Genomic DNA, 13834 nt, shown 5'->3' on the forward strand with positions numbered 1-13834 from the left:
TCACTGTCGGTCCTCTGCCTCGTAGGCGAGCCACTGGGCCACCGTGCGGACACCTTCGGGCAGATCCAGCGCCGGTGCCCAAGCGAGACCATACTGCGGTGGCCCGGTCGCGTCGGATGCCTCGGCGTCGCGATCGGCGCGGTGGTCGCCTGGTGCCTCACAGGTGAACACGGTGTCCACCGGATGTACGACCTCTCCGATGACGGAGGCCAGATCCCGGAGGCTGACCGGCCGGCTGTGCCTGAGATCGCAGCGGGCGGAGGTCGGCGACCCGGACCGCAGGAGCTGGTCGAGCAGTTCGGCGATGTCCCATACGTGCACCAAATGGAACCGCGCCTCGGATCGGAGGATCAGGGTCTGACGTCGAAGGGCTTGGTGAATAAGAGAGTTGATGGGTGAGGGGCCGGTGAGCTCCGGACCGTAGGGGGTGCCCAGACGCACCCGTGTGACCGCGGGGGAATCGGGGACCAGTTCTCCGCTGGTTGGCCAGTCGGCGTTCCCCTCCGAGAGGTCCATCAGGACGACGTGACCGATGCCGGCGGAACGAGCGTGGCTGAGCACGTCTTCGCACCGCTGTGCGTGCGGCAAGGGCGGATCCGATGCGTCGGTACAGAGGGCGTAGACGAGGACGTCGGTGCCACCCAACGAACTGATGGTCTCGCCGACTTCCTCGTCGTCCAGGAAGACACCACGCGCCTGGTGGCCGCGGTCGGTCAGGTCGTTCACCAGGCAGTGGACGAGGCTGGGGTTCGTTGAGGCGATGGACACGGTGAGGGACGGCTGCTTCCGACCGGTTGTGCGCTGTCCCCGTTGGGCATCGGCTTTCATGCGGGCGCCCGCGCAGACTCCGCGCCAGGTGAGCTCACCCAGCAGCCCGGAGAGCCGAAAGAGGTCCTGCCCGGCGAACGATGTGCATAGACCCCCCGGCCCGAGAGTGTGGAGCGCGGAGTCGACAAGCGGATCGCTTCTCCATGTGGCGATCTGCTTCTCGACATCATCCCCTCCGCCATGGCGCTGCCCGAGGAATCCGAGGACGTAGGCGGCGTTCCACAGCTCCTCGACGGTCCTGGACGGCAGTGCGCTGCTGATCGAATGGGCCAGGCCGGGATCCGATGTGAGCGCTTGGACCAGCTCGGCTGAACACCTCACGGTATCGATGCCCAGGTAGGGCGCGAAGCGACGGCTGCCCACGGTGAGACGACGGTCTTGTCCGGGATAAGTGATCTGGCATTGCGCGACTCCGAACTCGAAGTACGGCACCACCGCGGGATCGACCAGGTCGGCGAGGCACCAGGGCCGATCACCCGGGTCCGGGGCCAGACATGCCGCAAGACGCAGACCGTGGAAGTCATTGCCCGACAGACTGGGCAGGTCGCCGTGCTGAACGAGATTGGGAACGGCAATGAGGGTGCGCACCCCGGCGTGGCTGAGGTAGCGCGCCATGACGACGTCGTCGGGCCACTCATCGCCGTGCCGCCGGGCGTAGGGTGCGAAGCCCTCGGCGATGTCGGCGGGCAGCATCAAGGCGACGGTCGGTGTGTATTCGGCGGCGCTAGTCACCCACCTCGCACCTGCCAGCGCGCCGAGGCGTACGGCACCGCCATTGCGGGCGTTCCAGTTGCTGTAGAAGGCGATCGCGTCGTCAGGGGCGGCAGTGGCTGCCCGCTCGGCTTGTTCGGCAAAGCCCGACGACAGCTGGGCGTCGTCCTCCAGGACCAGATGGTGGGTTGCCCAGCGGGGTACCGAGGCCCAGGCCCGCATGGCGGTGCGCAAGGACACCGGGGCTTCCGGCTCGGGGTCGAGCACGATGTCCAGGAAGCCTCGGCGAGCGGACCGGACGAGCCCCAGCGCGGCTTCCATCCGACGTGGATGCACCATGACCGCACCACTCAACCTGATGGGAGTCATCCACTCTCCTCAGACGTTCGAATGCACAACTCGCAGATATTCCTCATTGCGGTATCTGCAATTATTCGGGTCCTTGACGCGCCGCCCGGCGATGAGCCGCTTCACTTCCATGATTCCGTCGGACATACTCAGGAGGGGATTGAACCCCAAATCCCTGCGTGCTTTCGTGCTGCTGACCCGATAGGTTCTGGAGTCCTGGAACATCACGTCTTCTGTTTCGATCTCAACCTCGGGGACGCACATCTGCACTTGGCGCGCGATGTCATGCACGGAAGCGTTCTCCTTGTGCAGATTAAAGATACCGGTCCGGTCGCTGTCCAGACTGTCGACGATCGCCTGGGCGGCGTCTCTCACATGGAGCAGCGGACGGAACTGGCCTCCGCCGAAGACGCGCAGCCTGCCCTCGGTCACCGCGCGTATGGCCAACGTGTTGACCACCAGGTCCGATCGAAGCCGCGCATAGGTGTCACCGAGACCGAAGAGCGTGCCAAGTCTGAAGATGACGGCGTTGCCGTGGCGTAGAGAGTTCTCCGCCGCGAGTTTCGACCGGGCGTAGAGGGACAGCGGGTTTACAGGCGAATCCTCGTCGCACAGCGCTGTCTGCGCCCCGTACACGGAGCATGTCGAAGGAAAGACGATGCGTCCGTCGAACGTCTCGGCGAGCCACCTGACGCTCTCTTCGTTGAGTTCCTTGGTCGTATCGGGATGCAAGGCGCAGGCACCGTCGCCCACCATCGCGGCAAGCCAGATCACGGCGTCCGCCGACCTGAGGTGTTTGCACAGCAGCTGACGGTCCCGGATGTCCCCCAGGACGAATGGAGTATCTTTGAGGTATGTCTCCTCGAACACCAAGGAGTCATAGACCAGGGCTTCATGCTGAGTTCGCGACAGGATATCGGTGACCGCTCCGCCCACGTATCCTGCTCCGCCGACGACAAGTATTTTCATGGGAAGTTCCCGCCCTCATGTCCGTTCCATCGGTGTCAAGTACTCCTCTATATGGGTCACGCTGTTGCGCACCGTGAGTTCCCGAACGGCTTCGCTCGCCATGGTGGATGCCGGAGGGGAAGCGACATGACACTTCACTACATCGGCAATCCCCTCACCGCCGGCCAGCGGGGAATACAAAAACTCTGCCGGTACGTAGTCGCGCATGCCAATCGGAGTAGGAGGCGCAGGAACAGCCACCACCAAGCCCTGGCCCATCGCTTCCAAGGGCGTGAAGCCGAGCGTCTCGTACCGAGACGTGAAGAGGAAAACACCCCGACCGGCCAGGCTCCGGAACGTGCTCAGCATGCTGCCGTGCGGCAGACGCGGGCCGATGACGCAATGCCGGCGCAAGTGCGGCGGTACGTGTTCCCGGAGCTCTTCGACTTCACGAGCGCCCTGCTTGCTGCCGCAGGCCAGATAGAGGGCCGCTCGATCACCCCGGCCCTCGATGACGCGGTAGGCATCGATCACCGCGTCGAGGTTCTTAAACCCATCGGCACGCGCGGCTGTGCTGATGAGGAGAGTGCGCCCCGTCGCGCTCTCCATCCAGGACGCGAGCGGGCGTGGTGCGTCCGGTTCGGGCGAAGCAGCGTGAGACAAGAGGGGCGGCGGCAGTACCGAGCATTGGCCGACGCTGACGCCCTGTCGGCTCAGGCAGTTTATCTGGAGTGTCGAGAACTCCAGGACCCGAACGTGCGGATGGTCCCGCAGCCAGTCCATGCCGCGTTCCTGAGAACCGAGCAAAGCGTCCACTTTGGCACGACCGCCGCCGAACGCGGTGACACAGTCGTCAACTCCCATGGTTCGCGCCACGTCCTCGACGAACGGCGCGTGATGAGTGACTGCGCAGAGCACCCCGTCGGGGGTGAAGGGCAGTGTGTAGGACGACTGGTGGTACAGGACCAACGGGGTGGGTGGCGGGCGGCCTTCGCCGAGGCGGGTCACCGCCTCGGCGAACGTGGTCTGCAGGGTGTGTGCGGGGGTCTCCGTGTGAAAGGCGACCTCGGCGTAGGGACATCCCAGGCGCTGCCCCCAGCGCAGGGACGCTGACTCTCGTGGATGGGCCGGCTCCCGCCGGTAGCCGATGAGGCCCACGTGGTGGCCCAGGGCCCGCAGTCCTGCCGCAATGGTCCTCGTGTAGCCGGCCGCGCCGTACGGGATGTCCTGGGCGCTACCGAGGAAACGCGCGTTGATGACGAAGATCACCATGAGTTTCATCCGCCGGCACCACCACGCGCCGACCGACAGCTGATCTCCGCGCTGTGCTCCCGGATCCGGAGGATGACCGAACAGATCTGATCCACCAGGTCCGCCGACATGTCGGACAGCAGAGGAAGTGACAGGATCCCGTCTGCCACCGACTCGGTGTGGGGAAGGGCACCAGGTGCGACTGCCCACTGCCGGTAGGCAGCCTGTCGGTGCAGGGGCGGATCGAAGTAGCGCCGTGTGGAGATGCCCTCCTGACGCAGGGCGTCGGCGAGCATGTCGCGACTCAGGCCGAAGAGCTCACGGTCGATGATCACGCAGAGGTCCTTGTACGTGCTCTTCGCCGTGCGCGGCATCCGCTGGAAGGTGATGCCTTCCGTGTCCTTGAGGTTGTCCTGGTAGCGGGCCGCTACTTCCGCGCGCCGTGCGAGCCACTCGGGGAGACGGGGCAGGTTGTGCCTGCCGAGGGCCGCGGACAGTTCCGGCATCCGGCCGTTGAGCCCGATGACAACGCTGTTCTGGTTTCCGGGGTTGCCGTACTCGCGGGCTATCCGTAGTTCCTTGGCCAGGTCATCGTTGTTCGTGACGATGAATCCCCCTTCACCGCAGGTGAGGGGCTTCGTGGGGCTGAGGCTGAAGATTTCGGCCAGCCCTTTGGTGCCGATCCTGCTGCCATCGGGGTAACAGCCACCGAGCGCTGCTGCCGCGTCGAGGATGAGGGGTATTCCACGGCTGGTGCACAGGGTTTGGAGTTCATCCACCTCGCACGGCGCACCGAACGGGTGCACCGCGAGAACCAGCGCGGTCTCCGAAGTGGTGAGCGAGTCGGTGGCCCGCGGCGCCATCGCGAAGGTGTGGGGGTCGATGTCGGCGAATCGTGGCTCGAGCCCGTTCCACCGAGCCGCGTGCCCGGTTGCCATGAAGGTGAAGCTGGGCATCACCGCGTGACCGAGGAGACCGAGGCAACGGAGGGTCAGTGTGAGCCCCATGGTTCCGCTGGAGACCGCAACCGCGTTTCTCACGCCGATGAATGCGGCGACCTCATGCTCGAAGCCTTCCAGCTCGGCCCCCTTCGTCAGGAAGCCGGAGGTCAAAACGCGGTCCATGGCCTGGTAGAACTCCGGGCCACGTGGGGCCACGGTCGGCCGGGTCACAGGAACTTTCTTGCTCAGAATCGGCGTGCCGCCCAGTATCGCCGGCTTGTCGGCGCTCATGCCTCCTCTCCTCAGCTCAGGTAGTCCTCAGCTCCACCCTCACGGACGGTGTCCAGGGTGAAGCAGTGAAAACCACCGCCGAAGAGCCGGCGATGGCGGTGACGCACCGGCACCACAGTGAATCCGTGGCCCTCCAGCACACGCATCAGCTCCGGGCCCGCTTCGTTCACCATCACCGTCTCCGGGTCGATCGACAGCACGTTGAGATCGATGAACGGGCTGGTGATGATCAGGTCGTCGTTGTCGTACTCCGGGAAGCTCTTCATGTCCGGCTCAGGCGGCACGATCATGTCCCAGGACCGGAGCTTTTCCGGAAGCATGTCGACGACGTCCATGGACCGGATCAGGAGCAGCCCGGGACGCAGGGCGATGAGCCAGCTGTCGATGTGACTGTCGGTGAGACGGTGGACTCGATGAATCCGGAAGCGCCCTTCCAGATGGCGCTCCAGCCAATCGCACGCCAGCTCGTGATTCCTCGTCGCGACGTTGGCGATGACATCACGCCCCAACCTCAGGCACTGTGCACCGTCGAACATCATCTCGTACCCGACGTCGTAAGGGGAGGACTGCGGGTCGGTGATGGGCTCGACATTGTCTGGCACTTCGCGGTTGACGTAGGACGGATCAAAGGAGGAATCCGTCATGAGCGGGCGGGGCATCACCGTCCACCGCGCGCCCTGCCGGAAGTACTCGGCGAATATGGGAGTGAGGAACTGCGTCTCGAAGTACCGGGAGCGGATCATCGGTGGTGTTTCGATGATCTCGTCACCCAGAATGAGGGTGTTGTCACGGACATTCAGCGGCGGCACCACGGCTGCCGACCACGCCGGTGTGCGGATCTCCGTGGTGGCTTCGTCCACGTCCAGCGGCCGGTGTACGGTCACCGACAACGTCTTCAGCGTTTCGGCAATGCCCTCGATGTCCTCATTGAGTTCGTCGACGTACCGCTGCTTGATGGGCGAACGTACCGGCTCTTCCGCGCCGCAACCGTTCCCCGGCGCATTGAGTCGGGGATAGTACCAGTCGAGCCCGGTAAGATGGTCATGGAAGACCATGTCAAACGACAGTTCACGCTCGTGGGACGTGTAGTTCACCCCGGAGCCCACGACCACCTCTTTGAGGGGGGACCATTCATCGAAGCTGTTGAGCCGCATGTCGTTCTCCTCGGTCAACGCTGACGGAGATCTTTTCTCCACCGTGCTGTCAGTGCCCAGCGTGGCTCTGTCCGTACTTCGTGGCGTCGGTGATTCTCGCCTAACAACAATGGACACGACGGCGCGCACCGCACCTGGACCTTTCCCGTCGAGCCGGTCAAGGGCTGAGGGGCATGTCCCGGAGTTGTCGGCGGGATGAGATGCTCAATTTCCTGAAGATACTGCGCAGATGAGCGTCGATGGTTCTCGGGCTGAGAAACAGCTGGATGCCCACCTCCTTCGACGTGGCCCCGGAGGCAACCAAGCGTGCTATCTGGAGTTCCTGTGCTGTGAGCTTCCTGGTGACCACTCCAGCGCGGCGGGAGCCAGGACGCTCGCCTGTCGCCCTCAGTTCCCGTGCGGCACGCGCGGCGAAGGCATCAGCGCCGATGGCTGTAAGCCGTGTGTGGGCTTCGCTCAGGTGTGTACGCGCCTCAAGCCGGTACCCCCGTCGGCGCAGCCACTCGCCGTGGAGAAGTCGAGCGCGAGCGGCGTGCACCGCTGCCCGGCTGAGATCGAGCCGTCTGACCGCCTCTTGGTACAGGTCGCCGACGTCATCACCGCTGCCGAGCAGGGCCCGCGATCGGAGCTCCATCCCCAAGGCCCAGTCAGTGGGGCTCGCCTGGGCACGCTGGACGAGCTTCTCCAGCGCGGGGACGGCGAGGCCCGCATTCCCTGATCGGGCGGCTGCCTCTATGTACTCGACGGGGCCCCAGGCATGGAACCCCGCCTCATCGAGATCGTATGCGGGGCGGCATGCCTCCAGGGCCGCGTCGTAGCGCCCCAGGCCGTTGAAGAGGGTCGCCCGGGCGTACTCGAGGGCGGTGAGGACTCGTCCCTCGCCACGACTGACGGCACCCTGGTGGGCAACGGCGGCCAGTTCGGCCGTGCTGCCCTGGTCGCCGCGCCATGCGGCCAACGTCGCGTCCATGCCGGCCAGGCCGGGAGTACCGACGTCGGTGTCAACCGTGTGGGCTTCGGCCATGACACCCGCGGCCGCCGCGAACTCTCCGGCGTGGATGTGTGCGAGTGCCCGGTAGCCCAATACGCTGGGCAGCGCCCTCACCGCTCCTGCCGTGCGGGCGTGCTGAACGTGCCGGTCGGCCAGCTCCTGCCACCCGACGTCATCCCACAGATCCATGGCAACGCCGCACACCACCCAGGACACGTCTGGTGAGGGGCTGCCCGCCTTCTCGCCCCGCAGGCAGACGTCGAGAACTCGCCGCAGCAATGGAGCGGCCGCCACGAACCCGTCGCTGATGTGGCTGGCCAGGCCGTCGAGCAGGAGGTCGAGCGGTCGAGCGGGCCGCGGAGCGGAGGGTGCGGAGCGAGCGGCTCGGGCCGCTTCACTCAGGCGTGGCCCATGGGCGAACCGGCCCACAGACATCGCTGCCGCAAGCGTTTCCAGGGAGATCTCCCTGGCCAGCGCCGAGTCGAGAGGGGCCATCCGCGCTGCCGCTCTCTGGAGCTCGGCAACCGAGGTGGCGTCACGTTTGAGGTCGAAGGCAATCCGTGCCCGCAGAGCTTCGGCGCGCGCGTGCGTCGCATCGTCACGAGGGGCTGCTTCAGCCACCGACAGGAGGTGCAGCGCCGCATCGAGCGCTCCACTGTCCCGCTTGGCCTCCGCGGCGTTGAGCGCTCGTTCGACACGGCCGCGAGGCTCTGTCGTCAGCTCGACGGCCTTCTCGAGGAAAGCCGCCGCGGCGGCGATCCCGCCACGCGCCCGCGCGCACCGGGCGGAGTGTTCGAGAGCCTTCGCGGCGTCCTCGTCCGGGCCGGTGAGGGCTTGCGCATGGTGCCATGCCCAGCGGTCCAGCTCGGCACCGCCGGCCATCACCGCCGCCAGCGCGCCATGCGCCGTACGACGATCGGCTGGTGAGGCGTCTCGCCAGATAGCGGACCGTACGAGTGGATGGCTGAACCGCACCCACAGGCCGAGCGAGACCAGCCCGGCGTCGATCGCCGGCGTTCCTGCCGCAGAGGTGATGCCGAGGTGCCCCGCCGCCCGCCACAGCTGCACAGGATCCCCCGTGGGTTCGGCCGCCGCGAGCAGCAACAGCAACCGCGTGTTCCGGGGAAGTCCGGCGAGCTTCTTTCGCAGGTCGGCTTCCAAGGGAGACGGGAGCGCCCCCGTCCCAGGAGAGGTGAATCCGCCGGCGACATCAGCGGTGCGTGACAGTTCCAGCAAAGCCAGGGGATTGCCCTGAGCCTCGGAGACGACGCAGTCGCGGACCGGGCCGTCGAAGGGCGAAGGGAACCGTACTGAGAGGAGCTTGCGCGCGTCCTCTTCCGCCAGTCCCTCAAGGCGGAGTTCCGGGAGGCCGGTGAGCTCGGGGCGGTCGTTCGGCTCGCGCACCGCCAACACGAGGACGATTGGCTCGTTGTGCACTCTGCGCGCGACAAAGGCGAGAGTGTGCGCTGTTGCCTGATCCAACCACTGTGCGTCGTCGATGACGCACAACAGGGGGCGTTCCGCGGCCGCTTCCGACAACAGACCGAGGGCAGCGAGTCCTACCAGGAAACGATCCGGGTGCCCCTCCGTTCCGGTGCCGAACGTCGCCTCCAGGCCATGACGCTGAGGTGCGGGCAGCCGGTTGATGCCGGGCAGTACGGGGGCGCAGAGCCGGTGGAGGGCGGCGAAGTCCAGTTCCTTCTCGGGCTCCACGCCGGATATGGCGAGGACGAGCGTGTCCGGTGAGGGCCGCACTCCCTGAAGGAGGGCAGTCTTGCCGATACCCACCTCCCCACGCACGACCAGCGCCCCTCCTCGTTTGTCACTCATCCCGTCGAGGAGCACGCGGAGGGTGTGCAACTCACGTCGTCGCCCGGTGAGTTCTGTGTCTGCGAAGGATGCGCGGCGTCTGATCACCGTTCTACCTCTTCTCTCGCACCACGCAACGCCGTAGGGGTCCGGTCCCGGTGGCGCCGGTCGGTCAACCCTGCGGATCCGCTGACGACTGGCCCCGCCGCAGCCGACGGGGGTGGCGGCTGCGGCGGGGAGTGCGGGGGCAGAGAAGCCAGATGACCTTCCCTTCCGGTCACCACACGGCGTGTCGCTTGGAATCGGCCTGTGTGGCCTGTCTTCGTCGTCTACGCAAGGCTGCCGTACGAACGTGTCACTAGTCAATGGAGTGACGAATGCCGTGCGCTGCGGACTGCTCTCCCGCTCTGATCGGGCGAGATGGGTTGATGAATCACACATTCCAGGCGGTCTGAAGCGGGTTGCTGACGCTCGACAGGCTGTTGTGGCAGGCCGATATGACGGGCGGATGGTCGGGGACCGTCACCCTATTGTGTGGTGAGCAGAGGTGTGCGAATAGTGCATGAACGCGCCAAAACCGCGAGAGCGCCCGCGGATGGCGCGCACCGCGCGATCGCGCGGTGCGCGCCGTCGGTCCGGCGCTGTGTGTCGCCGCCCCTCCGTCCCCCACCGGTGCGCTGCGGTCGACGGACTGAACGGCAGCACCCTCCGGGTAGGGGCCACGCGGTACGCGCTCCCCAGGTGATCGCAAAGGCCGTCGTGAACGCCGCCAGGTCCTCGCAGGCAAGGACCTGCCCTCATCAGGCAGCGGCTTCGACCGCGGTTTGCTTCTTCCGCTTCCGGTAGCTGGCGGCCTTGTGCCTGTTCCCGCACTCGGCCATCCCGCACCATCGTCGGGCGCCGGAGTGCGAGAGATCGACGAAGAGACGGGTGCAGTCCGGGTTGGCGCACTCCCTCATCCGCGCGAAATGGGCCGAGCTCAGCAGGTCCACCGTGTCGCGGGCCACCGCACCGAGTACCTCGTCCACACTGCCGGTCCGGGTCAGACGGCCCGACGCCTCGAGCTGGTGCTTCGGCAGTGGCAGCCGGGCTGCTTCGTTCACTTCCGCGAGGACCTCACCGACATCGGCGTCCGGGTGGTCGCTCGGGGGCCAGGAAGCGGCGAGCGTGTAGACCGCCTCACGCAGACGGTGTAGCCGCTCCAACGCGCGGGCGTCCACTGGGCCTGGATCATCCAGGAGCTCCGCCTGGCGGACCCAGCGCCGCATGTCATCCGGGGAGTTCAGCAGCTCCGTGCGAAGACTCCGCCGCCACAGCTTGGTGCCCGCCAGATCGAGGCACAGCCGACCACTCACAAAGACGAACTCATCCACACGTCCATATTGACAGGTGACGTCTCCCGTGTCGAGAGCGGGCTGCGAACGACGTCACCCCCCAAACACGCTCAGTCTCTGGTTTCTTCCCCTCTAACCCACTTCACCTTCGTCACCCTATTGACAGGTGACAAATCGGGAGGAAGACTGGCAACCAGAAGTAACTACACAAGCTGGTGACGTAGAGGTTGTCGATCGATCCGGCTGAGCTTTCGAAAGTCCCTGGAGTTCGGCTCCGTTCCGAATCGGATTTCCCATGTTTGTTCTTTCAGCCCCCGGCGTGACGCATTCGTCACCCCACGTATCCGATGGCCGGGGTCAGCTCTGCGGGGAACCCCAGCAGGCGGCGATGACCCTGCCCGCCGAGCCCTGCCGGGTCCCGGAGGCGCGTCGGTTCGTCGGCGTTCAGCTCGACCTGTGGGGCGTGGCCGACGACGACCTGCACTCCGCGGTCCTCGTGGTGAGCGAGCTCGTCGGCAATGCGGCCGTGCATGGAAGGGCCAGCATGTGCGTCTCCCTGCGTCTGGATGCCCGACGGCTGAGTCTCGAAGTCGTTGACTGGGGCGCACCAGCTGCCCGCCCATCGTCCACGACGGGCCGATCCGACGAGTGCGGAGACGAGCACGGCCGGGGGCTGTCCATCGTCGAGTACCTGACTGAATGGATCGAGTGCCGCGAGACGGCCGACTCCCACACGGTGCGCGTCGGCCTTCGCGTATCGGGCCGGAACTCAGGGTGTCCAGACGAAGATCTCTTGGGCTGAGCCGGGCTGCCGCGACCGCCGTGCCTGGCCGGCGGTCCGCTGCGCGTCGTCGTCCGGTCGATGGCCGGTGTCGGTCGTCGGCTCCTTGTCGGCTGACGGCCGCACGAGGAAGGTCAGGACGTCCGCCCCGGACAGGTCGGCCACGATGTCGCGGGCGAGGCGGGCGGCCTCCTCGTCGGGTTCGGTCAGTGCCGCGGCGGCGAGCGGTCGTACAAGCTCGGGCCACGCCGCCATCCTGACGACCCGCAGTGCTGCCGACCGGACCGTTGATTCGGGCGCGAAGAGCGCCGGAATCACGACTTCTCCCACCGCGCGGGAGTAGCGGTCGGGTACTACGGCGGCCAGGCCGTTCAGCGCCCGGACCGTCGCCCCACCGCTTGAGCCCCGCGCCAGGTTGAGGCAATCCGCGACCGAGAAGCAGGGGAAGGCCCGGACGGCGGCGGCCTCCGCGTCGGCCATCGCACGCTGACACATCTCCGGCTCGTCCGCGCTCACCTCGGCGAACGGCACGGGCACCGGACCACCAGTGAAGAACCGTATGACGAGACCTTCCACCGTGTCCCACGTGTGAGCGGAGCCGAACCACTCGTGCTCCTGTGAGCCCGAGTACCACCATCCCTCCCGTGAGGCGAACTGGGCGAACTCGGCCTGGGTCACCCTTCCCTTGAAAGCCACTCTCCGCCAGCGCCACCAACGCCCCACAGCGCCCACCCTCCGATGTCGTCGATTGTCAGCACAGACGCGCGCCGGACCCCCGCGAGCAAGGTGGCTGTGCCGTGCTCGCAGGGGCGGCGTCACGTCGGTCTTCGGATCCGGCGTCCCTATCCGGAGATGTCTTCCAGGACGGTGTGCTTGGTCTCGGGCAGAAGTGCCACGACCACCGACGCGGCGATGAGGAAGAGGCCCGCGCTGATGGTGAAGACGGCTGTGGCTCCGGCCGCGTTCAGGATGATCGGAACGAGCGTCGGGCCCAGTACCGCGCCGAGCCGGCCGGCGGCGGTCGCGGTCCCCATCCCAATGCCCCGGCTGCGGGTGGGGAACAGTTCCGGGGTGTAGGCGTAGAGCGCGGACCACATCCCGAAGAAGAAGAACTGGAGAATCGAGCCCGTCAGGATCAGCTCGGTCCGGTCGCCCGCCTGTCCATAGGCATAAGCGGCCACTGCCGAGGCCACGGTGTATCCGGCGAGGCAGAACTTCCGTCCGACGCGTTCGACCAGATAGGCCGCGGACAGGAAGCCGGGGATGCCCCACAGGGCCATGAGCAGGACGTATTGAATGCTGTGAATGACGTCGAGGCCGCGTTCGGTGAGGAGGCCGCCGAGCCAGGTTGTCAGTCCGTAGTAGCCGAGGAGAATACAGAACCAGACGGCCCACAGGGACAGCGTGCGCCGTCGGTACGAGGGGGAGAACAGATCGCGGATTCCGCCGCGTTCCGGGCCGGACGCGGTGGTGATGACGGGGCCCGCCGGTTCCGGCAGGGGCTTGCCGGTGGTGGCTTCGACGGTTTTCTCGATCTCCGTGATGATCTGCTCCGCTTCCGCGTACCGGCCGTGAGTGGCCAGCCAGCGGGGCGACTCGGGGATGAACCTCCGGATCACGAGGGCCCATAGGGCCAGACATGCCTCGATGACGAACATCGCGCGCCAGCCGAGTGGCTCAACGATGAAGTACGCCAGCGTGCCCGCCAGGACGAAGCCGACCGGCCACGCGCCTTCCAGAATCGCCGCGCCGCGTCCGCGCCGTTCGGCGGGCAGGAACTCGGCCATCAGTGCCGCGGCAACGGGGAACTCGGCCCCCATGCCCAGGCCCAGCAGGAACCGGAATGCCAACAGGCTGGAAAAGTCCCACGACAGGGCCAGGGCGATGCCGGCGACGCCCCAGACGATGATGCTCCACTGGAAGACTCGTCGGCGGCCCACCCGGTCCGCCAGTGCGCCAGCCACCACCGCTCCGACGAGCATGCCCAGGAAGCTCGTGCTGCCCACGAGGCCGGCCTGCGCGTGGTCGAGTGCGAATTCGGTGCTGATCGGCGACAGCATGAAGGTGAGCGACGCGAGGTCGATGGAATCGAAGAGCCAGGCCGTGGCCACGACCAGCAGCAGCTTTCGCTGATAGCCGGACCATGGCAGTCGCTCGAGTCTGGCTGCGAGTTGGCCGGCGCCGGACGTCTCCGTTGCCGGACGCGGCACTCGACCGCCGGGAGGGGGAGTGGATGCGGTGTGGGTCATGGGGTTCCTCTGCGGATGACGGGCCTCGAGGCCCGTGAAGAGGCATTCACGATGAGCATCACCCCTCTATGGGGTGGCGGCTGGGGTAAACGTGCCGTCGATTGCGACACCTGTCAATACGGTGACGGAATTACTGCTTCGAGGTTACGCCGTCGTTATGGATGGGGGCCGCGGAGCTGGCGGCGCCACAGCACGGCC

11 protein-coding genes are annotated in these 13834 nt (G+C 66.5%); 1 reads left to right on the forward strand and 10 read right to left on the reverse strand.

The annotated features are described in order from the left end of the window. From BLV72_RS47715 to BLV72_RS49400, 8 genes are all read right to left on the reverse strand, one after another. A complete protein-coding gene (locus BLV72_RS47715; RefSeq protein WP_167746251.1) occupies positions 1-1878 on the reverse strand; it encodes a hypothetical protein in 1878 nt (625 codons plus the stop codon). A 39-nt stretch (positions 1879-1917) separates the two neighbouring features. Next, a complete protein-coding gene (locus BLV72_RS02155) occupies positions 1918-2856 on the reverse strand; it encodes an NAD-dependent epimerase/dehydratase family protein (RefSeq protein WP_093459862.1) in 939 nt (312 codons plus the stop codon). A gap of 15 nt (positions 2857-2871) precedes the next feature. After that, the gene (locus BLV72_RS02160) at positions 2872-4116 is read right to left on the reverse strand and encodes a glycosyltransferase family protein (protein WP_107417333.1); all 1245 of its coding nucleotides are present in this window, start codon (positions 4114-4116) and stop codon (positions 2872-2874) included. Further along, on the reverse strand, positions 4113-5318 hold the full coding sequence (locus tag BLV72_RS02165; RefSeq protein ID WP_093459866.1) for a DegT/DnrJ/EryC1/StrS family aminotransferase: 1206 nt from the start codon (positions 5316-5318) through the stop codon (positions 4113-4115). The genes BLV72_RS02160 and BLV72_RS02165 overlap by 4 nt, the downstream gene beginning before the upstream one ends. Positions 5319-5329: 11 nt before the next feature. Beyond that, positions 5330-6472: a glycine amidinotransferase gene (locus tag BLV72_RS02170; RefSeq protein ID WP_093460043.1), complete on the reverse strand. Its 1143-nt coding sequence runs from the start codon at positions 6470-6472 to the stop codon at positions 5330-5332. A gap of 157 nt (positions 6473-6629) precedes the next feature. Beyond that, positions 6630-9380: an AAA family ATPase gene (locus BLV72_RS02175; RefSeq protein ID WP_342030643.1), complete on the reverse strand. Its 2751-nt coding sequence runs from the start codon at positions 9378-9380 to the stop codon at positions 6630-6632. A 692-nt stretch (positions 9381-10072) separates the two neighbouring features. Further along, complete coding sequence (locus BLV72_RS02180) at positions 10073-10645, reverse strand: CGNR zinc finger domain-containing protein (RefSeq protein ID WP_093459869.1); 573 nt, start codon at positions 10643-10645, stop codon at positions 10073-10075. 292 nt (positions 10646-10937) lie between these two features. Then, the gene (locus BLV72_RS49400) at positions 10938-11138 is read right to left on the reverse strand and encodes a hypothetical protein (protein ID WP_244320569.1); all 201 of its coding nucleotides are present in this window, start codon (positions 11136-11138) and stop codon (positions 10938-10940) included. Between BLV72_RS49400 and BLV72_RS51810 the strand changes: the two genes are divergently transcribed. Continuing rightward, on the forward strand, positions 11061-11408 hold the full coding sequence (locus BLV72_RS51810) for an ATP-binding protein (protein WP_425288347.1): 348 nt from the start codon (positions 11061-11063) through the stop codon (positions 11406-11408). The genes BLV72_RS49400 and BLV72_RS51810 overlap by 78 nt on opposite strands. Here the strand turns inward: BLV72_RS51810 and BLV72_RS02190 are convergent. Together BLV72_RS02190 and BLV72_RS02195 are read right to left on the reverse strand one after the other, a co-directional pair. Next, positions 11376-12065 (reverse strand): hypothetical protein, encoded by a 690-nt coding sequence (locus BLV72_RS02190; protein WP_093459873.1) that lies wholly within the window; start codon positions 12063-12065, stop codon positions 11376-11378. The genes BLV72_RS51810 and BLV72_RS02190 overlap by 33 nt on opposite strands. A gap of 164 nt (positions 12066-12229) precedes the next feature. Next, positions 12230-13636: an MFS transporter gene (locus BLV72_RS02195; RefSeq protein ID WP_093459875.1), complete on the reverse strand. Its 1407-nt coding sequence runs from the start codon at positions 13634-13636 to the stop codon at positions 12230-12232. Between the last annotated feature and the right edge of the window lie 198 nt (positions 13637-13834).

The organism is Streptomyces melanosporofaciens, from assembly GCF_900105695.1.
In the GTDB taxonomy this organism is placed as follows: Bacteria; Actinomycetota; Actinomycetes; order Streptomycetales; family Streptomycetaceae; genus Streptomyces; species Streptomyces antimycoticus.

Excerpts from the sequence above, each read along its gene's own strand:
- BLV72_RS47715 (WP_167746251.1), bottom strand. The coding sequence starts at position 1,878 with ATGGTGCATCCACGTCGGATGGAAGCCGCGCTGGGGCTCGTCCGGTCC.
- BLV72_RS02155 (WP_093459862.1), bottom strand. The coding sequence starts at position 2,856 with ATGAAAATACTTGTCGTCGGCGGAGCAGGATACGTGGGCGGAGCGGTC.
- BLV72_RS02160 (WP_107417333.1), bottom strand. The coding sequence starts at position 4,116 with ATGAAACTCATGGTGATCTTCGTCATCAACGCGCGTTTCCTCGGTAGC.
- BLV72_RS02165 (WP_093459866.1), bottom strand. The coding sequence starts at position 5,318 with ATGAGCGCCGACAAGCCGGCGATACTGGGCGGCACGCCGATTCTGAGC.
- BLV72_RS02170 (WP_093460043.1), bottom strand. The coding sequence starts at position 6,472 with ATGCGGCTCAACAGCTTCGATGAATGGTCCCCCCTCAAAGAGGTGGTC.
- BLV72_RS49400 (WP_244320569.1), bottom strand. The coding sequence starts at position 11,138 with ATGCACGGCCGCATTGCCGACGAGCTCGCTCACCACGAGGACCGCGGA.
- BLV72_RS02195 (WP_093459875.1), bottom strand. The coding sequence starts at position 13,636 with ATGACCCACACCGCATCCACTCCCCCTCCCGGCGGTCGAGTGCCGCGT.